Origin of the sequence: Aquimonas sp., assembly GCF_044377145.1 — a bacterium.
Classification (GTDB): domain Bacteria; phylum Pseudomonadota; class Gammaproteobacteria; order Xanthomonadales; family Xanthomonadaceae; genus Aquimonas.
Window position 1 is genome coordinate 19,881 of sequence record NZ_JBILJQ010000050.1, and the last position, 20,029, is coordinate 39,909.

15 protein-coding genes are annotated in these 20,029 nt (G+C 66.8%); 10 read left to right on the plus strand and 5 right to left on the minus strand.

Translation table 11 applies throughout. The features are described 5' to 3' along the window. The first annotated feature begins 3 nt into the window (after nt 1-3). The 4 genes from guaA (at nt 4) to msrA (ending at nt 3,545) form a co-directional block, all read left to right on the plus strand. Nucleotides 4-1,590, plus strand: a complete 1,587-nt coding sequence (gene guaA, locus ACIQ7H_RS14845; RefSeq protein ID WP_395792841.1) for a glutamine-hydrolyzing GMP synthase — start codon at nt 4-6, stop codon at nt 1,588-1,590. Between the two features lie 167 nt (nt 1,591-1,757). Next, entirely contained in the window at nt 1,758-2,207 is a 450-nt protein-coding gene (locus ACIQ7H_RS14850) for a hypothetical protein (protein ID WP_395792843.1), read from the plus strand. A gap of 163 nt (nt 2,208-2,370) precedes the next feature. Beyond that, nucleotides 2,371-2,904 carry a peptide-methionine (R)-S-oxide reductase MsrB gene (gene msrB, locus ACIQ7H_RS14855; RefSeq protein ID WP_395792845.1) on the plus strand — a complete coding sequence of 178 codons (534 nt, stop codon included), beginning with the start codon at nt 2,371-2,373 and terminating at the stop codon, nt 2,902-2,904. After that, the gene (gene msrA / locus ACIQ7H_RS14860; protein ID WP_395792847.1) at nt 2,901-3,545 is read left to right on the plus strand and encodes a peptide-methionine (S)-S-oxide reductase MsrA; all 645 of its coding nucleotides are present in this window, start codon (nt 2,901-2,903) and stop codon (nt 3,543-3,545) included. Before msrB ends, msrA begins: the two co-directional genes overlap by 4 nt. A gap of 324 nt (nt 3,546-3,869) precedes the next feature. Here msrA and ACIQ7H_RS14865 read toward each other — a convergent pair whose 3' ends face one another. Both ACIQ7H_RS14865 and ACIQ7H_RS14870 read right to left on the minus strand, forming a co-directional pair. After that, the gene (locus ACIQ7H_RS14865; RefSeq protein ID WP_395792849.1) at nt 3,870-7,181 is read right to left on the minus strand and encodes a reprolysin-like metallopeptidase; all 3,312 of its coding nucleotides are present in this window, start codon (nt 7,179-7,181) and stop codon (nt 3,870-3,872) included. A gap of 77 nt (nt 7,182-7,258) precedes the next feature. Continuing rightward, nucleotides 7,259-8,647 carry a M28 family metallopeptidase gene (locus ACIQ7H_RS14870; protein ID WP_395792851.1) on the minus strand — a complete coding sequence of 463 codons (1,389 nt, stop codon included), beginning with the start codon at nt 8,645-8,647 and terminating at the stop codon, nt 7,259-7,261. A 201-nt stretch (nt 8,648-8,848) separates the two neighbouring features. Here ACIQ7H_RS14870 and ACIQ7H_RS14875 point away from each other — a divergent pair, with 201 nt between their 5' ends. Then, nucleotides 8,849-10,000 (plus strand): GGDEF domain-containing protein, encoded by a 1,152-nt coding sequence (locus ACIQ7H_RS14875; protein ID WP_395792853.1) that lies wholly within the window; start codon nt 8,849-8,851, stop codon nt 9,998-10,000. 43 nt (nt 10,001-10,043) lie between these two features. Here the strand turns inward: ACIQ7H_RS14875 and ACIQ7H_RS14880 are convergent, their stop codons facing one another. Together ACIQ7H_RS14880 and ACIQ7H_RS14885 are read right to left on the minus strand one after the other, a co-directional pair. After that, complete coding sequence (locus ACIQ7H_RS14880) at nt 10,044-10,403, minus strand: hypothetical protein (protein WP_395792855.1); 360 nt, start codon at nt 10,401-10,403, stop codon at nt 10,044-10,046. Then, nucleotides 10,400-11,329 (minus strand): hypothetical protein, encoded by a 930-nt coding sequence (locus tag ACIQ7H_RS14885; protein WP_395792857.1) that lies wholly within the window; start codon nt 11,327-11,329, stop codon nt 10,400-10,402. The genes ACIQ7H_RS14880 and ACIQ7H_RS14885 overlap by 4 nt, the downstream gene beginning before the upstream one ends. 574 nt (nt 11,330-11,903) lie before the next feature. Here ACIQ7H_RS14885 and tyrS point away from each other — a divergent pair. The 3 genes from tyrS (at nt 11,904) to ACIQ7H_RS14900 (ending at nt 16,810) form a co-directional block, all read left to right on the plus strand. Beyond that, nucleotides 11,904-13,181, plus strand: a complete 1,278-nt coding sequence (gene tyrS, locus ACIQ7H_RS14890; RefSeq protein ID WP_395792859.1) for a tyrosine--tRNA ligase — start codon at nt 11,904-11,906, stop codon at nt 13,179-13,181. A 477-nt stretch (nt 13,182-13,658) separates the two neighbouring features. Further along, a complete protein-coding gene (katG, locus tag ACIQ7H_RS14895) occupies nt 13,659-15,872 on the plus strand; it encodes a catalase/peroxidase HPI (RefSeq protein ID WP_395792861.1) in 2,214 nt (737 codons plus the stop codon). Nucleotides 15,873-16,258: 386 nt separating this feature from the next. After that, nucleotides 16,259-16,810 (plus strand): hypothetical protein, encoded by a 552-nt coding sequence (locus ACIQ7H_RS14900; RefSeq protein WP_395792863.1) that lies wholly within the window; start codon nt 16,259-16,261, stop codon nt 16,808-16,810. Nucleotides 16,811-16,999: 189 nt separating this feature from the next. Here the strand turns inward: ACIQ7H_RS14900 and ACIQ7H_RS14905 are convergent, their stop codons facing one another. Next, the gene (locus ACIQ7H_RS14905) at nt 17,000-17,740 is read right to left on the minus strand and encodes a hypothetical protein (protein WP_395792865.1); all 741 of its coding nucleotides are present in this window, start codon (nt 17,738-17,740) and stop codon (nt 17,000-17,002) included. A gap of 202 nt (nt 17,741-17,942) precedes the next feature. Between ACIQ7H_RS14905 and ACIQ7H_RS14910 the strand changes: the two genes are divergently transcribed. Both ACIQ7H_RS14910 and ACIQ7H_RS14915 read left to right on the plus strand, forming a co-directional pair. Then, entirely contained in the window at nt 17,943-18,329 is a 387-nt protein-coding gene (locus tag ACIQ7H_RS14910; RefSeq protein WP_395792867.1) for a hypothetical protein, read from the plus strand. Between the two features lie 126 nt (nt 18,330-18,455). Beyond that, nucleotides 18,456-19,532 (plus strand): alpha/beta hydrolase family protein, encoded by a 1,077-nt coding sequence (locus tag ACIQ7H_RS14915; protein ID WP_395792869.1) that lies wholly within the window; start codon nt 18,456-18,458, stop codon nt 19,530-19,532. Nucleotides 19,533-20,029: the final 497 nt, after the last annotated feature.

Consider the following 20,029-nt stretch of genomic DNA (forward strand, 5'->3'; position numbering starts at 1 on the left):
CCCATGCTCCCAGACATCCACAGCGACAAAATCCTGATCCTCGACTTCGGCGCGCAGTACACCCAGCTGATCGCCCGGCGCATCCGCGAGATCGGGGTCTACTGCGAGATCTGGGCCTGGGATCATGATCCCGCCGAAATCGCCGCCTGGGGCGCCAAGGGCATCATCCTGTCGGGTGGGCCGGAGTCGACCGTTGAGGACGGCTCACCGCGCGCGCCGCAGCAGGTGTTCGATGCGGGCGTGCCGCTGCTCGGCATCTGCTACGGCATGCAGACGATGTCGATGCAGCTCGGCGGCAATGTCGAAGCCGGGCATGAGCGCGAGTTCGGCTATGCCGAGGTCGAGGTCAGCGCGCCTTGCGGCTTGCTTGACGGCCTGAAGGACCACGCCGGCTCGCCGCCGCGGCTGGATGTGTGGATGAGCCATGGCGACCGCGTCACCGCGGTGCCGCGGGGTTTCCGCATCACCGCGCGCACCGAGAGTGTCGCGATCGTGGCAATGGCCGATGAAGCCCGCCGCTGGTACGGCGTGCAGTTCCATCCCGAGGTCACCCACACCAAGTCCGGCACCGACATGCTGCGGCGCTTCGTGGTTGAACTGTGCGGCTGCGCAACCCTGTGGACCGCCGCCAATATCATCGACGACCAGATCGAACGCGTGCGCGCCCAAGTGGGCGAGGGCAACGTACTGCTGGGCCTGTCGGGTGGCGTCGATTCCAGCGTGGTCGCGGCGCTGTTGCACCGCGCCCTCGGTGATCGCCTGACCTGCGTGTTCGTCGACACCGGCCTGCTGCGTTACCAGGAGGGCGACCAGGTGATGCAGATGTTCGCCGCCAACGAGCAGGCCGGCGGCATGGGCATCAAGGTCATCCGCGTCAACGCGGCTGATCGTTACTTCGCTGCTCTGTCGGGCGTCGAAGACCCCGAAGCCAAGCGCAAGATCATCGGCCGCCTGTTCGTCGAGATCTTCGATGAGGAATCCACCAAGCTCAGCAATATCCAGTGGCTGGCCCAGGGCACCATCTATCCGGACGTGATCGAATCCGCCGGCAGCAAGACCGGCAAAGCCCACGTCATCAAGAGCCACCACAACGTCGGCGGCCTGCCAGAGAAGATGAAGCTCGGCCTGGTCGAGCCGCTGCGTGAACTGTTCAAGGACGAAGTGCGCCGCCTCGGCGTCGCACTCGGCCTGCCGCGCCACATGGTCTACCGCCACCCGTTCCCGGGTCCGGGCCTGGGCGTGCGCATCCTTGGCGAGGTCAAGCGCGAGTACGCCGACCTGCTCGCAAAAGCCGACCACATCTTCATCGACGAACTGCGCCGCGCCGACCTCTACGACCGCGTCAGCCAGGCGTTCGCGGTGTTCCTGCCGGTCAAGTCCGTCGGCGTGGTCGGCGACGCCCGCGCCTACGAATGGGTGATCGCCCTGCGCGCGGTCGAAACCATCGACTTCATGACCGCCCACTGGGCGCACCTGCCCTACGACTTCCTCGACCGTGTCGCGAGGCGCATCGTCAATGAACTGCGCGGTGTCAGTCGCGTGGTCTACGACATCAGCGGCAAGCCGCCGGCGACGATTGAGTGGGAGTGAGGGCGGCTCTGTCTTCCACGCGCGGGATCCCAGATCTCGCGTCAGCGCAATAGCAATCGGGGAACGAATAGAAGACCTTTCGGTCCTCCATTCGGCTGTTTCCGGCGAGCAGCCCGCGACTCTGCATGCGTCGTCTTCGCCGCCCTTGCGTTCGCTGGAGGTGCGCCGTGACCCTTGTCCGCGTCATCACGATTCTATTGTTCTGCGCCCCTATCGCCGAGCGGGCGATGGCGAGCACCTGCGAACCTATGTCGCCCACCAATGCTGCCGAGCACGCCAAGGTGGCGTTCGTGGGTACGGTGCTTCAGGTGGACCGCGACCCCTACAGGCCGCGACACTTGTGCTGGGACGAGTCACATGGGTCTCACTGCGGAGGCAAGCGAGTCACCTTTGCGGTGGTGGAAGCTCTGCGTGGAGACGTCGACGAGAGGGTCGAGCTCGTCTCCGAGGACGCTTGCTACTGTCTCGGCAGCTATTGGGATGTCGGCGATTCCTACTTGGTGATCGCTAGGCTCGAAGGCGAAGAGGCGTCTGAGAGGCTTGTTGCAGGCGATGTTTGCACGGGGACCGGCAAGCTCGACCAGCGTGAGAACTATCTTGAAGCGCTGCGCGACTAGCAATGCTGTGCAAACGGCGAAGCAAGCGGATGCATCCAGCCCTGCGCGCTGACGCAAGCAATCATTCACCGCCCCAAGACCTCTCCTGTCCGACTCTCGACGGATTCCCGGCTTCGCCGGCGCATCGTCGAGCGACCGCCGCGTCTACAAGAGGAACCCAATGATGAAACGCAGACCCTTTCTGTTTGGTCTTGGAGCCGCGGCGCTGGCGCCTGCGGCTTGGTTTGCTACGCGTGAGCTTCGCGTCGAGGCGCGCGAGGATTCAGGCGCTGCGCCGGTGATCGGCCGTCTGCAGAAATCTGACGAGGAGTGGAAGGCGCTGCTCAGCCCGGCGGCCTATGCGGTGCTGTTCGAGGAGGCCACCGAGCGCGCCGGCAGCAGTCCGCTCAACGCCGAGAAGCGGCCGGGGACCTTTGTCTGCGCCGCGTGTTACTTGCCGCTGTTCAATGCCAGCCACAAGTACGAGAGCGGCACCGGCTGGCCGAGTTTCTTCACCCATCTGCCGGGGGTGATGGGCACCAAGCGCGATTGGGCCTTGGTTCTCCCGCGTACTGAGTACCACTGCGCACGCTGTGGCGGCCATCAGGGCCATGTGTTCGACGACGGCCCGGAGCCCACTGGCCAGCGCTGGTGCAATAACGGGGTGGCGCTGCAGTTCGTGCCCGAAGGCAGTGCGCTGCCGGAGCTGCGCGCATGAGCCGGCGTCGGTGGTTGGCTGTGCTGGGCCTGGTGTTGGGCCTGGGATCGGTGCTGGCCTGGGCACAGAACGTGGTTGAGGTCGATCTGGCTGAGCCGGCCGCGCCGGTGCCGGCCAAGGTCGCGGTGGCGGTGTTTGGTGGTGGCTGCTTCTGGTGCATGGAGAAGCCGTTCGACCAGATGGACGGCGTGCTCTCCACCACCAGCGGCTACGCAGGTGGGCAGGAGCAGAACCCGACCTATGAGCAGGTTTCGGCCGGCGGCACTGGCCATGTCGAAGTGGTGGAAGTGCGGTACGACCCTGAGCGGGTGAGCTACGCAAAGCTGCTCAACACCTATTGGCGCAACGTCGATCCAGTGGCGGTCAATCGGCAGTTCTGCGATGCCGGCCCGCAGTACCGCAGCGCGATCTTCTTTGTCGATGAAGCCCAGCGGGCGCTGGCCGAAGCCAGCCGCGCCGAGCTGCAGAAGAGCTTCCAGCAGCCGGTCGCGACCGAAGTATTGCCGGTGGTGCGGTTCTGGCCGGCCGAGGACTACCATCAGGACTACTACCAGCGCAATTCGATCCGCTACAGCTACTACCGCGGCCGCTGCGGGCGCGATGCGCGCCTGCGCGAGATCTGGGGCGCGCCGGCGCAGTAGCGCGGTCAGGTCGGGGTAAGCCAGCGCCGGCTGGCGGTTGGCAATCGGACCTTGCTGCGCATGGGTTCAGCCTGAGAATGCATCCGGACGAGCCGGCGCACTTGCCTTGACGGTCTCAACCGGGATCGGCGCGGGTGTCACCCATTCGCGCCTGTCCAGCGCCTCTTGATCGACTCACCGGCCAGCGGTTTCATCGGTCGAGACGACTGCGCGCATCGGACGACTGTGCGCATCGATGGTTTGGCCGCCCGTGCTCGCGGGTTCAGACCCCCCCCGCGCGAAGCCGTGGGGCGATATCCGGTGTCGTGGGCCGGCCCGTCTGATTCATCGATCGTGTCGAGGCAGCCGATCCGCTGCGGTCGGCGGATCGGTCAGACGGCGCATCTCTTCACCCCTGCGCAGCCATTCGAGTGCAGTGCCGCGCAGATCACTGTCCAGCCGAGCGCGGTCGCCGCCGAGCAGCTCGAACACAAGGGTGCCGGCCGGGACGGCGACAGGATCAGCGCTGCCGCTGCAGCCGGGGCAGCGGGTGCGGCTGGTATAGCGCTGCATCGGAATGGTCAGCAGCGGCCCGGCCTGCGCGCTGGCGCCCGCGACCCAGGTCGGGCGACCGTCCGGGGTGTAGATGAAGGCGATGCCGGAATGCACGTCGCCGCCGCGCGCGAGCGATAGCCCCCAGCCGGGTGCTGCGGGTGGATACCAGGCCGCGGTGGGGAATTCCATCGTTTCGGTGGCGTCCAGCCACAGCGGCTGGATCGATTCCTCGCCACTCAGGCCGCCCAGGCGCCAACGCAGCAGGGCGGCGTTCTCGCCGTTGAACTCGATGTCGACTGTCCCTACTTCGGCCGAGACGCTGGCATCATCCGCGCGCCGGAAGCTGAGCCAGGGCGCCTGCATGCGCCGCCCCTGCAGCGGCCCCGCGGCCAGATACCAGGTGGGCTCGCCGTCGGCGCTGTAGGTGTACCAGATCAACGACAGCGTCTCGCCGGTCAGTTCCAGATCGAAACCCTGGCCTGCGCGCTGCGGATCAAACCAAGCGCCGGCCATCGGCCGCAGTTGGCGGCTGGCATCGTCCGGGTAGCGGTCGTTCACCCGCGGCACGAACAGCAGGCCGCGCGGTTCGGCCAGGCGGCCGGCCGGAACCTGGCTGAACACGTCGATGAAGGCGCCGCTGTCGAGCGCGTAGCGCAGCACCTGATGGCTGCCGGCGCTGCTCACGTACAGGCGGTTGTCGGGCCCGATGGCGAGCCCAGCCGGTGCGCTCAAGCCGCCGGTGGAGGGCGCGATCAACACCTCTGTGAGGCCACTGCCGAGGTTCACCCGCAATACGCGGTTGAGCGACGCATCGGCCAGCAGCAAGGCATCGCGGCTGGCGTCGTAGGCCAAGGCTGTGGCGAGCCCGACGCCGATCTGCGGCGGCGGGAGCGTGCGCAAACGGGCGCCGCTGTCTGCATCGAACTCGCTCATCGTGCCGCTGCGTTCCAGTGCCCACAAGCGGCCGGCGGGCGTCAGCAGCAGCGTGCGCGGCGGGTCCTGGAAGCTGCGGGCGCCGCGCGCGAACGCGTTGTCGCCATCGATGGTCTGCGCGCTCGCGGCATCCAGCATCGCCAGCGAGCGGCCAACTTCTTCAGCGATGAACACGGTGCCATCGGCAGCGACCGCAAGCCCGGCCGGAAACGCCGAGGGCAGGGCGGGCTGCGGCCCGCCGAGGTAGCCGACCGCAAGCGTTCGACGCTCGCCGCTGGCGCGCTCATAGCGCCGCAGCTGGGTCGCCACCAGCGCGTCGACCGATTTGCGTGCCGGATTCCAGGCCAAGGCCGATTGGAACCCCAGCGCCTGCGGCTGTTCGCGCTCGGCGATCTCGATGCCGGCATAGCGGCCGCTGTCGCCGCGCAGCCGCAGCACGCGGTCGGTGCCGGCGCTGATCACCAGTAGATCGTGCTCGGCCGGGCTGCCGCCGTTGGCGAGGTCGTCGCTGCCATCGCCATCGCGATCGAGGTGGGCGTTGTCGCCGATGCCATCGCCATCGAGATCACTCCACTCGCTGCGGTCATCGGGAAAACGGTCGCTGTTGTCGCCGACCCGGTCGCTGTCGCGGTCGCTGGACTCGCTGCGGTCGCGCGGAAACGCATCCTGCGCATTGGCGAAGCCGTCGCCGTCGATATCGGGGTCGCGGCTGTCGCCAATGCCGTCGCCGTCGGTGTCGGCGGATTCGGCGAAGCTGTCGGGAAACGCATCGAGCTCATCGGGCACACCGTCACCGTCGCGGTCGCTGCGATAGGACGGATCATGCGGAAATGCGTCTTCGCTATCGGCCACCCCGTCGCCATCGGCATCCGGATCGCGGGCGGCCAGCGCCTGCGGCCTCGGCGCGTTGCTTCGCTCCACGGCGAACCCCGCGACGGCCGCCATGTTGTTGCGCAGTCGGCGCGCATTGTCGGCCACGTTCTCGATTCCGCAGGGTCGCCCGCCGCAGCGCTGCTGTGGGTTGGAAAGGCGCAGCAGCCGGCGGTAACGATCCGGATTGCCGGAACCGACCGAGCCCATCACGGTGTTGAATCGGCCTGGCAGCACGAGGGCTGTACCGAAGCCTGCCGCAGGCGAATTGGCACCGTTCTGATGCTCCGCGCCGATGCTGTGGCCGATCTCGTGGGTCAGCACCTCATCGCCGCACAGCGACCACGAGCTGAAACCGTCCGACACCACGTTGACACCGCTGCTGCTGCGGCCATCGAACAGATTGGCAATGCCGCAGCTTCCGCGGGTTTCCACATCGTGCGGGCGCAGGAAGCTGATCAGATCGGCGCCGAGTTGGTTGCGCCGGGCGCTCAGACTCACCAGTGACGGCGCGCTGGCGCGGCCCTCCAGCGCCGCACCCATCGAGTTCAGCAGGGTAGCGTTCGATCCCTCGCTGTCGGGGTAGCCAGACAGGTCCGTACCCACCAGCCGAATGCCCAGCGACACCTGGCTGTCGGCCAGGGTCTGGTTGGCAACGGCGACCAGATGGTTGATGCGGGTCTGGGTTGCGTCTCCGGGATAGCGGTCGGCGAAGCCCTGCGAGTACAGCACCAGCAGATCGATCACCACGGCCACGTTCTTCGGATCTGCCGCTGTCGGTGTGGACGCCGGCACCGGCGCGACGAAGCCAGGCGCGCGCACCGGCTCACCGGAAGGCGCTTCGCGCAGCTGCGCGTGGCCGGTATCAACCAGCCAGCCCTGCGCGCCGAAGGACTCGAAGCGGAACTCGCCCTGCGGCGTGCTGAATCGGCCGAAGCTGGCGCTGCGGCCCTCGGTCAGCAGCACGCCGAAGCGACCGTCGGCACCGGCCACGCTGCCGCTGTAGCTGACATCGCCGTTGGCGTGCTCGATACGCTGGGTCTGTTCGATCCGAAGACGGCTGCCGTCGGGCAGCTGGATCTGCCACTCAGCGGCCTTGCTTGTGATCCGCTGCCAGTGCGTGAGGCTGCCCGCGGGCAGCTGTTCCAGGCTGTGCAGATGTACGGGGGGAGCGTGTTTGGCCGCGTCCGCCACGGGCGTCCAGCTGGACTGTGCGGATGAAGTTGCTGAGCCCAGCAGCAGGGCCGACAGGACGAGGCCCGTCAGTACAGAGGCAGCAATACGCTGAAGAACCTTCATGTGCACAGACTCCACGGAATGTCCGGCAGTCCGGCCGTATGTCGGACGCGTTGGTGCCGCTGCGGCCGCAGATTCGCCTACTCGAAACCGTCGGCGAACAGCGGTGGCGTAATCACCACTTCGGCCAGCTGCGCGACCACCGCCGCATCCATCCGCAGGATGCCGCCGCCAATAGCGCGTGCGCGCAGCATATTGGCCGGCAGGTCGGTGGCCTGGTGGTAGTGCGGGTAGATACCGGCGCCGTTCTCCCAGGTGAACACCGCCGGCACCCCGGCGGCGATGAACGGCCAGTGGTCGGAATAGGCCTGGGTATTGGCCGGCAGGATGATGGTCAGTTCTGGCGCGTAGGTGGCCGCGGCGTCGACGTAGAGCTGGCGCTGACTGAAGTAGGTCGAGGTGGTCTCCAGTCGTGTTGCCAGGCCGTCGTCAACGGCGTGGCCGATCATGTCCAGGTTGACCATGTGCCGCACCCCGGCCAGCTGGCCGCTTTGCTGCAGCGACTGCACCCAGGCGTAGGCGCCGACCAGGCCCTGCTCTTCACCGGCGAAGCAGGCGAACACGATGCTGCGCGCGGTCGGCATGTTCTGGAACACCCGCGCCAGCTCGATCACCCCGGAGCAGCCGGAGCCGTTGTCGTTCGCGCCCGGCTGCGGCTCCGCACTGCCATCACAGCGGCCGACATTGCGCGAGTCGTAGTGCGCGCCGACGACGATCCACTCGTTGGGCAGGGTCTGGCCCTGCTTGATCCCGATCGGGTTGTTGATCTGCACCGGTGGCGGGGTCGGACTGCAGCCGCTGGCGTTCAGGGTGAAGGCGTGGCTGGAGGTGGTGAGTCCTGCCTCGGAGAAACGCGTCAGGATCCAGTTGTGGGCGTTGCCAAGGTCGGCGCTGAAGCTGTTGCGGTCGAAGTCGGACAGAGACTGCACGGTGCCGAACCAGCGCTCCGCATCGACCGCGGCGACCACCGCCGCCGTGCGCGGTTCGGGTGCCTGCTTCGGCCGCGCCAGTGCGAGATTGCGTGACGATACCGCCACCACGCCGTCGGCCGGAATCGGCTTGCCGCCCAGACCACCGAGCCCTGCGACCCGTGCCAGCGCGGCCGGCCGTCGCACCAGACTGTAGCCACCCACGATCGCCACGGTCGGTTCTGGCGCATGCACGGTGCAGACCAGATCGCGCACCACGATCTCATCGCGGGCCAGGGTTGGGCCGCTGCGGGTGTCGGCACGGCTCAGCCAGGCGTCCAGCGCGGCGGGCTCGATCCCCAGCAGCAGTTCGGTGCCGAATTCGGCCGACCAGCGCACGTCGCGGCTCTGCTTCAGTGCTGCCACCCCTTCAGCGCCGGCGCTGCGGATGTCGACGATCACGCTTGGCGCGGGCTGGCCGGTGTCTGCGCCTGCTGCGAACGCTGACCACGGAATCAGGCTGAGTGCCGCCAGCAGGCAGCGCGAATGGGCGGTGGACATGGCGCGTGGCCTGCAGGACGGTGGGTTGACAGACCAGCAGCCTAACCTACGCCCCGGGATGCAGTCTTCGCACTGGGTGTGCAGTGAGTTGGAACTGCGCCTCTGGTGGGTTCCCACCCGTGAACGCGTGGCCTGGGATATGCATGCGATCACGCACCGTGCGTGCAGTGCGCCGCGTTGCCATGGACCCTGTGCAGATCAATGCGCGAGCCGCCTCCACCTTCCGGCCTGAACGCCAACTTCGACAGCACGCTCGGCTTGGCTGAGTTGGCACAGCGTGAGGAGCTGGTCGACACCCTCGCGCGGACTCGTCTGGGCGGGCCGTTCTACGTGCTGGGCTGGGCCCTGGCCGGGGTCGGCGCCGATCTGCATGAGCAGCAGCCGGTGTTGTTCGCGGGCCTGATGTTCCTGTTCGCGCTGCTGGCACTGTTGCGCCAGCGCGTGCATGTGCAGCCGATATCCGAGGTCTCGGCGCGGCGGCAGATTCTGCAGGCCTGGGGCATCGTGATGCTCAGCGTGGTGCTGTGGGGGCTGGCCACCGCCTGGTTGCTTTGGTGTGCCCGCTCCACGGTCGGCTATGAGATCGCGTTGTTCGCCACCGTCGCCTTTGTCGCGGCGATGGCGCACACCTTCGCCATTCGCGAACGATTTGCGCGGATCGGCATTCTCGCGCTGTGTCTGCCGCCGCTGGCCGTACTGGTTGCCAGCGAGCCCTTACTGGGGCTGGCCTTCGCCTTTTTTGTCGCCTACTCGCTGTTCGTGCTCAGGCGCAGCACCCGCGAGTACTGGCAGCGCGTGCACCAGGGCATCGCGCTCAAAAGCCAGCGTGACCAGTTCGAGCAGCAGAGCCGCAGGGACGTGTTGACCGGGCTGGCCAATCGACTGTGCTTCGAGCTGTCGCTGCAGGCGCTGCAGGCAGACCTGACGCGCTGTGGTCAGCCGTTCAGCCTGCTGCTGCTCGACCTCGATCACTTCAAGGACATCAACGACCTCAACGGCCACACCGCTGGCGACGCGGTACTCAGCGCGTTCGGTCAGCGCTTGCGTGAGCACTTCGGCGGTGATGGCGAGGTGGCGGCGCGCTGGGGCGGTGAGGAGTTCGCGGTCCTGCTGCCGGGCGTGGGTATGAGGCAGGCCAGCGCGCGCGCTGAGGCCTTTCGCGCCCAGCTCGAATCCGGCCCCCTGCTGCATTCCGCCGAGGGCGAGCCACTCGACCTGCGTGTGAGTATCGGGGTCGGCGCCGACGTGGTCGGTTCCACCTGTCCCATTGCGAGCCTGCTGCAGCAGGTCGATGTCGCGCTTTACCGGGCCAAGCGCCGCGGGCGCAATCGCGTCGAGGCAGTGGCGGCCTGATCGGCGCGGCCGCCGCGCCGATCAGGTCGCCATCACGCTGCTGCTAGACCAGCTTGATCGCGTCCAGCAGCTTGTCGACCAGGGTCAGGAACCGGCCGGTGGCCTTGACGATGTCCTGGATCCGCTGCGCCTCGCTCAGCGATTCATCCAGGCGCGCGCTGGCCGCGGCGACCGCTGCGATGCTGGCGTCGAGCTTGGCCGTGGTCTGCTTGAACAGCAGGCTGCCGCTCACCATCACCCGGAAGTTCACCTCCTGCATCTCGCGCAGGATCGCTTCGGCATCGCTGGGCGAGGAAGTGCTGCCGAGCAGATCGGACAGGCTGCCGTGGCGGGCGATCAGTTCGTCGTGGACCTGCTTGATGCCGGGGTTGATCGTGCTTGCCGCATTGACGACCGCGTTCATGTGCCACCTCCGGGTTGTGCCGTGCCGCTGGCTTCGCGCGAGCGGATGGTCTCTACCTGCTGGCGATAGGCCGTGTATTCGTTCTGCAGCAGCTCCAGCATCTGTTGCGAGCTGGCGTGGCGGCCGGCCGCCAGCTCGCTGTGCGCGCTGGCGAGCAGACCGATCGAACTGCGCAGCGCGGCCAGCGAGCGATCCTGGCCGTCGCGCTGGTCGAGCGTGTCGACGTAGCGCAGCACCACGCTGCGTTTGGCGTCCGGCCCGCTGGCGCTCAGGAACGCGACCGAGATGCCGCCCAGAATCTGCTGCCAGCTGGTGCGCACTGTGCCGCGTATCGCGTCGCTGGGGTCGCTGCCGATCGCCGCCATCATCTGCGCGAACACCTGCTGGATGCCGGGGTCGGCGGCGCGGATCGCGGCCAATGCGTCCTTGTCGGCGCGCAGCTGCACCAGCAGCCCGCCGAGCTGGATGAATCCAGCCGCGACGCCGGCCGGCAATTGCTCGCCGTCGAGCCGGCCGATCGCCTCACCCAGCGAGGACAGCTCAGTCTCCGCGCCCGCGCGTAGCTGCGGGTCCAGCAGCCGTTCCAGCTTGGCGGCGTAGGCATCGATCAGGGCGAAGGCGCGGCTCCACTTGGCGGTGTCGCTGGCCGGCAGCGCTTCGACGAACATCGATTCGTTCAAGGTCGGCTGGCTGACCGCCCGGTCGACCTGCTGCGCGCGCAGAAAAGTGTTGATATCGGCAAAGGCCGCTGCGGTCTGCTGGTTGGCGGTGGCCACGCCCTGGCGGAACGGCGGGATCTCCTCGCGCACCGGAGTGGTGACCGCACAGCCGGCGAGGGCCAACAGCAGCAACGCAAGTGCGGGACGCAGCAGGCGCTGCCGAATGGGGCGAGCTGTCGTGGGAGCAAGGGCGGATCGAGAGTGCATGCGGAGATCTCCAGTGCGCGTGCGGGCCTGCATTCGGGTCTGAGCTTGAACATCCATGGTGGGCAGGCACTGCTGCGGCGCCGCGCCCTCCAGCACCATCCTCTGTTCGGCGGCCGTGCTCGCTTGCGGACACAGGACACATCGCCGGCGCAGGCGCTGCGACCGTCAAGGCAACGCAGCCCGCGACGGCCTCAAGGCCCGATCGCGATGTGCCACGTCGCCATCGCGCGCGCCACGGCAGACGCAGACCTCAGCATGGAGTAGCGAAGGCGGCCTCAGCAGGGCAGGGTGCGGGTGACGCTACGCCGCTGGCTGCACGCCAACAAGCTGTCAGATCAGCGGGGCCGGCTGGCGCCTGGCCCGCACAATGGCCGGCCGACGGTGTGGGCAAAGTCCGTCGGGAGCTGTGCCCACGCCCCACGCGGATGGGCCGATCTGTCATGCCGCCAGCCCACACGCCGCCGCCTGCGCGAGCTACGCCGGTCCTCGCGTAACCTGTGCGGCTGCCGCAGCCCTCGCCTCAGCCGCCGGACGCTGCAAACCTCTCCCGCCTCTGCACGAAATCGCGAAGACCATGGACCTGATCGACGACCTCACCTGGCGCGGCCTGCTGGCCGATTGCACCGACATCGACGCCCTGCGCAAGCGCCTGCAGGAGGGGCCGATCGCGCTGTACTGCGGGTTCGACCCGACCGGCGATTCCCTGCACGTCGGCCATCTGATGGGCCAGCTGACCCTGCGCCGCTTCCAGCGCGCGGGCCACACGCCGATCGCCCTTGCCGGTGGCGCCACCGGCATGATCGGCGATCCCTCCGGCAAATCGGCTGAGCGCAACCTGCTGACCCGCGAGCAGTTGAGCCACAACATCGAATGCATCAAGGCCCAGCTGGCGCGCCTGCTCGATTTCGGCAGCGGTGAAAACGCGGCCCTGCTGGTCGACAACGCCGACTGGACGGCGCCGCTGTCCTTCCTCGATTTCCTGCGCGATGTCGGCAAGCACTTCCCGCTGTCGGGCATGTTGGCCAAGGACTCGGTGAAGTCGCGCATGGCCGGCGAAAGCGGCATCAGCTACACCGAGTTCAGCTACCAGCTGCTGCAGGCCTACGACTTCTACCACCTGCGCAAGGAGCACCGCTGCGAGCTGCAGATCGGCGGCTCCGACCAGTGGGGCAACATCACCGCCGGAACCGAGTTCGTGCGCCGCAAGCTGGGCGTCGCGGTATACGGTTGGACCTTCCCGTTGATCACCAAGGCCGATGGCTCGAAGTTCGGCAAGACCGAATCGGGCGCGGTCTGGCTGGACCCGACCCGCACCAGCCCGTACCGGTTCTACCAGTTCTTCGTCAACACCGAAGACGCCAAGGTCAGCGAGTACCTGCGCAAGTTCACCTTCCTGGATCGCGCGGCCATCGAAGCGCTGGAAGCCGCGCACGCCGCCAACCCCGGCGCCCGCGAGGCGCACAAGGCGCTGGCGCGCGAAGTCACCACCCTGGTGCACAGCGCCGAGGCCACCGACGCTGCGATTGCCGCCAGCCAGATCCTGTTCGGCGCCGAGATCGGCGACACGCCTGAAGCGGTGTTCGAAGACGTGATTGCCGAGATTCCCAACGCCGCGCTGGAGCCCGCGCAGCTGGAAGGCGAGGGCGCCACGCTGATCGATCTGCTGGTGTTGAGTGGGCTGTGCCCCTCCAAGGGACAGGCCCGGCGCGATCTGGAGGGCGGCGGCATCTATCTGAACAATCAGCGCAGTAGCGGTATCGAGCAGCGCGTCACCGCAGGCGATCTGTTGTTCGGCCGCTACCTGCTGCTGCGCAAGGGCAAGAAGAGCTACGCCGCGTTGCGGCTGTCGTAGCCGCCGCGGCGAGGGGGCGGGCGAGCACTGCCGATGGGCGGCTGTCTGTCGGCGGGCGTTCGTCGCTGACCGGCCGCTATCGACGTGTGCATCTCGGGCAATCGATCCTCGCTCCAGGAGTCCCGTCGGCCTCGCGCCCGCTCGATTGCCCTGCAGTCCAGCGGGCTCGATGAGCCGAGGTCATCGCTTGAATGCGCCCGAAGCTCTCCTGGCAAAGAAGCAGGTCAAGGCTGGCTTGCAGGGCGCTTCTCGACTGCACAGACAGCACATCGTTGAGTCGCCGGTCCTGTGTGGAGCGTCCGAGCCGAGCAAGCATCCGTACCCGCCCGAGTGCTGACCCGAGCTTGCGCCGGTTGAGGTGTTGATAGTCCTTGGGTATCAAAACGAGATCTACAATCAATTTAACGTCCGTATTCTCAAGGTCTAGTCTCCGCGGCGTTGCATGTTTCGACGCCACTATGACCAAGGAGAAATAGAATGTTGAAGAACAGGATTCTCGTGCTCGCTCTGACGGCGGCGCTGACCGGTGCGGGATGGGTCAGCTCTGTGCAAGCGGCGCCAGCATCGACGTCGGTGCAGGACTGGTGGCCTGAGCGGTTGGACCTGCGCCCGCTGCGTCAGCACGCGGTCACGTCCGACCCGATGGGGGCAGACTTCGATTACGCGGCCGAGTTCGCATCGCTTGATCTTGAGGCAGTCAAAACTGACCTGCGACAGCTGATGACCACCTCGCAGGATTGGTGGCCTGCCGATTACGGCCACTACGGCCCGTTCTTCATTCGCATGGCCTGGCACAGCGCGGGCACCTACCGGACCGCCGACGGGCGTGGCGGCGCCGACGGTGCGCAGATTCGTTTCGAGCCTTTGAACAGCTGGCCCGACAACGTCAGTCTGGACAAAGCGCGTCGTCTGCTGTGGCCGATCAAGCAGAAGTACGGTCGCAGGATTTCCTGGGGTGACCTGATGGTGCTGACGGGTAACGTCGCGCTGGAATCCATGGGCTTCAAGACTTTCGGGTTCGCCGGAGGACGGGTTGATCAGTGGGAGGGCGACATCACCTACTGGGGTCCGGAGAGCCGCTTGCTGGAGGACCAGCGTCACCACGGCAACCGCCAGCTCCAGCGGCCGCTCGCCGCCACCCAGATGGGCCTGATTTACGTCAATCCGGAAGGCCCGAATGGCAACCCGGATCCCTTGGCCGCGGCCAAGGACATCCGGGAGACGTTCGCTCGGATGGCCATGAACGACGAGGAGACCGTCGCCTTGATCGCCGGTGGCCACACCTTTGGCAAAGCGCACGGTGCGCACAAGCCCGAAGAGTGCCTGGAGGCCGACCCCGCGGGTGCGCCGATCGAGCAGCAAGGCCTGGGCTGGAAGAACCGCTGCGGCACCGGCAAGGGCGCCGACACGGTCACCAGTGGGCTGGAGGGCGCGTGGACGGTCAATCCGATCGCCTGGACGACAAACTACCTCGACAACCTGTTCGCCTTCGAATGGGTGCAGACGCGCAGCCCTGCCGGTGCGGTTCAGTGGATTCCTGCCGAAGGGCAGGCGGCCAGCCTGGTGCCCGACGCGCACGACAACACCAAGCGCCACGCGCCGATCATGTTCACCACCGATCTCTCCCTGCGTTTCGACCCCAGCTATCGCGAGATCGCGCAGCGTTTCAAGGATTCCCCGGAAGCGTTCGCAGATGCTTTCGCCCGGGCGTGGTTCAAGCTCACCCATCGCGATCTCGGCCCGCGCTCGCGCTACCTCGGAAACCTTGCGCCGACCGAGTCGCTGATCTGGCAAGACCCTGTGCCAGCGCTGGACCATCCGCTGGTAGACGCCGCTGATGTGGCCGCGTTGAAGTCGCAGATTCTGGCTTCAGGCCTGACCGTGCAGGAACTGGTGCGTGCGGCGTGGTCGTCCGCCGCCAGCTATCGCGGCACCGATCTGCGCGGTGGCGCCAATGGGGCGCGCGTCCGTCTGGCTCCGCAGAAAGACTGGGCAGCCAACTCGCCGGCCGAGCTGGCCAAGGTGCTGACAGCGCTTGAGGAGGTGCAGGCGGATTTCAATCGCCGCGCATCCGGCGGCAAGCGGGTGTCGATGGCGGATCTGATCGTGCTTGGCGGTGCCGCTGCGGTCGAACAGGCGGCGCGCGCTGCCGGTCACCCGATCGAGGTGCCGTTCAAGCCGGGGCGTACCGACGCCACTCAGGCGCAGACCGATGTTGTTTCGTTCGCGGCGCTGGAACCCTCAGCCGATGGGTTCCGCAATTACTTCGGAGACAACAACCTGCAGTCGCCTGCGGAGCTGTTGGTCGAGCGTGCCAACCTGCTGACGCTCACGGTGCCCGAGATGACCGTGCTGGTCGGCGGTCTGCGTGCACTCGACGCCAACGTCGGTGGTGCCAAGCACGGTGTCTTCACTGACCGCCCCGGCGTGCTCAGCAACGACTTCTTCGTCAACCTCATCAGCATGTCGACGCAGTGGTCGAAGGCCGAAGGGCAGGCGGGGCTGTACGAGGGTCGCGACCGTCAAGGCGGTGCCTTGAAGTGGACAGCAACCCCTGTTGATCTGATCTTCGGCTCGCACTCGGAGCTGCGCGCAGTCGCCGAGGTGTATGCCGCGGACGATGGTGCGGGCAAGTTCGTGCAGGACTTTGTCGCGGCCTGGTCGCGCGTGATGGAGCTCGATCTCGGCTGAGCTTTGAGTCGGATGCCAAAGCAGCAACACAGACGGCGGCGCGAGAGCGTCGCCGTCTATGCGAACGGCCCCCAGCAGATCCAGCCACGATGCCTTGCGGACCTGGCGTGTGCTTCGCGCTTTCGCGCAGCTGCGGTTGAGCAGCGTAGATGCAGCCATCCGGTCGGCTTGATAGGGCACGCACCATCGGATTGGCAACACGCGGGTTGCTGCGCCGTTCCGCCGGTTGCAGGGGTGCCCAGCGCCGCGGAGTCGCGCCCCAGCGCCTGATCGACCGCTCGATGGTCGATGTCGGGCCCTGCCGAGCGGCTGCGTATCCGACCATTGGCTCAGTTTGATGTGCTGGCCCGAACGCACCTTTTCACCCATCCACCGAGGAGCCTCCCATGTTGAATCGCATCGCGTTGCTTGCGCTCATTGCCCTCACCGCGTCCGGCTGCGGTGGCGAAACCGCGCAAAGCGGGTCGGCCGCACCGGAATCATCTGCTGCCGCCAGCGCAGGCGTGTCGGCGCGGTCGACTCCGAGAGAAGAGGTCACCTGCGACATCCACTACGCCGAAGTGCGCGAGGCCATCCTCGGCGTGCTGCGCGGCACCGAATCACTGTCCCTGATCAGCCTCGCCACGGGCTCTTCGGAGGGCGTGCTGAGCGCGCCTGCAGCAGGCACCACCCCGGCCCAGATGAACTGCCGATCCCAGAGCCGCAGCCTGCGCCGCGACCGCAAGCCGAACACCGGCGTTGCATGGACGCTCGCCCCGCAGTGCGAGGCCCTGCTGCAGCGCTTGGACAGCAGTTGCCTGAAGCCTTTGGCCGAACAGGGCACGCCCTTCAGCCGCGCCTGCAACATGGCCTTGATGGGCGTTTCCTCGGTCAGCGGTGGGCAGCAGGCCAATATGTCCAATGCCGGCCTATGTGAATCCGCGATGCGCGACCTGTAGCGCTCGAACGTCGTCTGCGGTGCAAGCGCGCGCACGAGGTCTCGACACGGCTTCGGTGCGCGGATCGAATCGCGGCCTGGATTGAAAATGGATAGCGCGTCTGCGAGGCGCGCTTAGCGCAATGTCGATGCGCCGGCCGCGTCCGCATTGCGCTAGTCAGCCGATGCGCGATCAGCCGATGCGGGCTGCTCAGAGCCCTGCAGATCGATCACCCGACCCCGCGCCAGATCCAGCCGCACATGCGGTGGGGTGCCCGGTGGCGAGGCGCTGCAGCAGGTCGAGCAAGGGCCCGAATCGCGTTCGCAGCAGGGTGGTGACCGGCATCGCAGCGTCGATCACGTCACTCTGCAGTGCGGGCTGCCGCTCGGCGCCGAACGCTTGAGCCAGCGCGGCGTACTGCGCCAACCGACCGGGGCCGACATCGTCGAACCCGAGGTCACCGGCATTGGCAAGTCGCACGAAGTCGATCGCCAGATCCAGCGCGCGCCACTCCGCGAATGCGTCGAGCGTAAGGCCGCTGCTGGCCGCGATTGCGCGGGCTTGCCGCTCAGCGGTCGCAAGTTCTGTCACCGACACGGCAGCCGCCGCCGACCCGCTCGCTGCAGTCGCGATGCACTCGAAAAACGCAGGCGAAAGCGCGGCGTGCGGGCCTCCGCCGGCCAGCTGGCCCAGCGTCACCGACCCCGGCAACTGCGACAGCACCAGCAGGTCGGCACCGCTCAGCGGGCTTCTCACCAGCTCGCGCATTGCGCAGGGCCAGTCGTCGTCGAGCAGGCGCAGTCGCACGAGTTCGGCCAGCGCGCGGCGGGTGAAATCGCGGTAGTCGGACGTCTCAAGAACCGCGCGGTCCCAGGCCGCATCAGCGTCCGCAAACTCGGCGCGGTAAAGCTCGAAGAACTCGTCGAAGCGCGGCACGTGGTCGATGCGCACCGTGCGAACCTCGATGTGCTCGCGGCCGCTGGGTTTTGTCAGTAGCTGCCGCGCAGTTTGGGCTGCACCTCAGTTGCGAAGCAGTTCGCATCTTGCATCGACGCAAGATGTCCACCGCGACGCGGTGCAACGGCATCGCCGCCAACTTCCGGGGCGGAGTTAAACGGTATATATTGTTTATACCTTAACGCCTGATGCCCTCATGAAAGACTCAACCAAAGCGCGCGCCACGAAGAAATCCAAGCCTGGCAAGCAGACCGCTCAAGCTGTCGATGCGGGTAACAGTGCGAAGGCCAAAACCCCGAAAAAGACAGGCGCTGCGAGCGCCGAGCTGAAGCCCCACAAGCAGGAAGCAGTGGCGATCGAGCGCGTCAAACTTGTGCGCGACAGCTTCACCATGCCGCGCGACGACTATGACCTGATCGCCAAACTCAAGGCACGCGCGATCGAGTTCAAACGCCCGACCAAGAAGAGCGAGCTGCTCCGCGCCGGGCTTCAGCAGTTGGCCGCCTTGAGCGAATCACAGCTGCGAACCGTGCTGGCCGCACTGCCGACCGTGCAGACGGGGCGCCCCAAGAAGACGCGCTGAATCCGGTCCGCAGCCGGCGCCCATTCGATTCCGCCACGGAACATCCGCGGCAAGCCTTGAACAGATCGCCCACACACCGCGCCGCCCGGCGCGGCCCCACTCAAGTCCTTCAGATCACCGCCGCCGATGCATCGTCTCCGCTCACTGCTCCGCACCCGTCGCCGCCGCATCAGCGCTGCGCTCACCCTGCTGATCGCGCTGCTGGCGTTCACGCCCGGCTGGCTGTTCGCGCTCGCCAGCCTCGGCGGTGAGGACGGGATCGATGCGCCAGCCTCATCGAACTACCGCGTGATCCTGCTCGACGGCTTCGACGCCAACCGCTCGCGCGAGGTGCCGGCACGCCTGTTCTGGCCGAACAGCGCGCGCCAGGGCCACGTGCCGCTCGTGCTGTTCTCGCACGGCATCGGCAGCTCGGACGACGGCTACACCCATCTGGGCCACTACTGGGCCCGCCACGGCATCGCCAGCCTGCACGTTCGGCACGTCGGCAGCGATCGCGAAATGTGGCAAGGCAACCTGCTGCAGGTGGCACAGCGATTCGCGAGCGCAACGGCCGAGCCCGAAGCGCTGGCCCGCGTGGCCGATCTTCGATGGGCGCTGGATCACCTGCTCACCGAGCGCTTCGGCGAACACATCGATCCAGATCGCATCACAGTGGCCGGGCACTCCTACGGCGCCAACACCGCGATGCTACTGGCCGGCGCACGCGTGATGCGCGAAGGTCGACTGCTGCAGCTCGGCGACACCCGCATCGCTGCAGCGATCCTGATCTCGGCGCCACCGTTCTACGGCGAGTCGAACTTCGCGCCCATCCTCGGCGGCATCGCCGTGCCCAGCCTGCACGTCACTACCACCGACGACATCATCCGCCTGCCCGGTTTCGGCTCCGGCGTCGCCGACCGCGAGAAAGTGTTCAACGCCATCGGCGGCGACAAAACCCTGGCCATCTTCAACCGCGGCAGCCACAACGTCTTCACCGACCGCCGCTACTTCGACACCGCGGACGTGGCAGACAGCGTCAAAGCCTCGACCCAGCGCCTGACACTCGCCTTCCTGAAGTCCCTCAACGACACGCGGGGCGGACGCTTCACAACCCTTGAGGCGCTGACGGAACCGGGGTTGGTGGTGCGTAGTGCGGAGGCGGCGGATGCGGTTGAGTCGAAGCATTCGGCGTTCGCGGCGGTGAGTGTGTCTGCGCGCTAGTCGGTGTGCCGCGCGCCGCTCTGGTGAGATCACCCAACGGCACTGCTACTGCATCCATTGAGGCGCGTATGGCGCCGTCCCTAAACGGGTCGCGTGCTGGCCACTGGCGTGCAGTGACTGCGCTGACGCCTTGCTTGATTGCGGCCTTTGATGCGCACAATGCAGCACTGATGCATAAAAGGCCTACTGCTTCTGAGGACAGCCATGCCCAACCAGATGCACGCCCTGGTCAACGACTTCGCGATCAGAAGCTTCCGAGAGACTGCAGACAAGGACTATATCGCTGCAAGGATGGCTTACCGAGCGCGGCTGTTTCAGCCGTTCCTGTGGTCTGCTTTGCACTGCCTTGAGAAGTACGTCAAAGGCATTCTCCCTACGCGCCTACACTCCACGAGACAGTGACGCAGCACGTTATCTCTCATTCTAGGGCGGCTTTGTTCGGAGACTCCCATGCCAAAGCCGTTGCGGGTTCGCCCGCCAGAAACATCTTCCGCCGT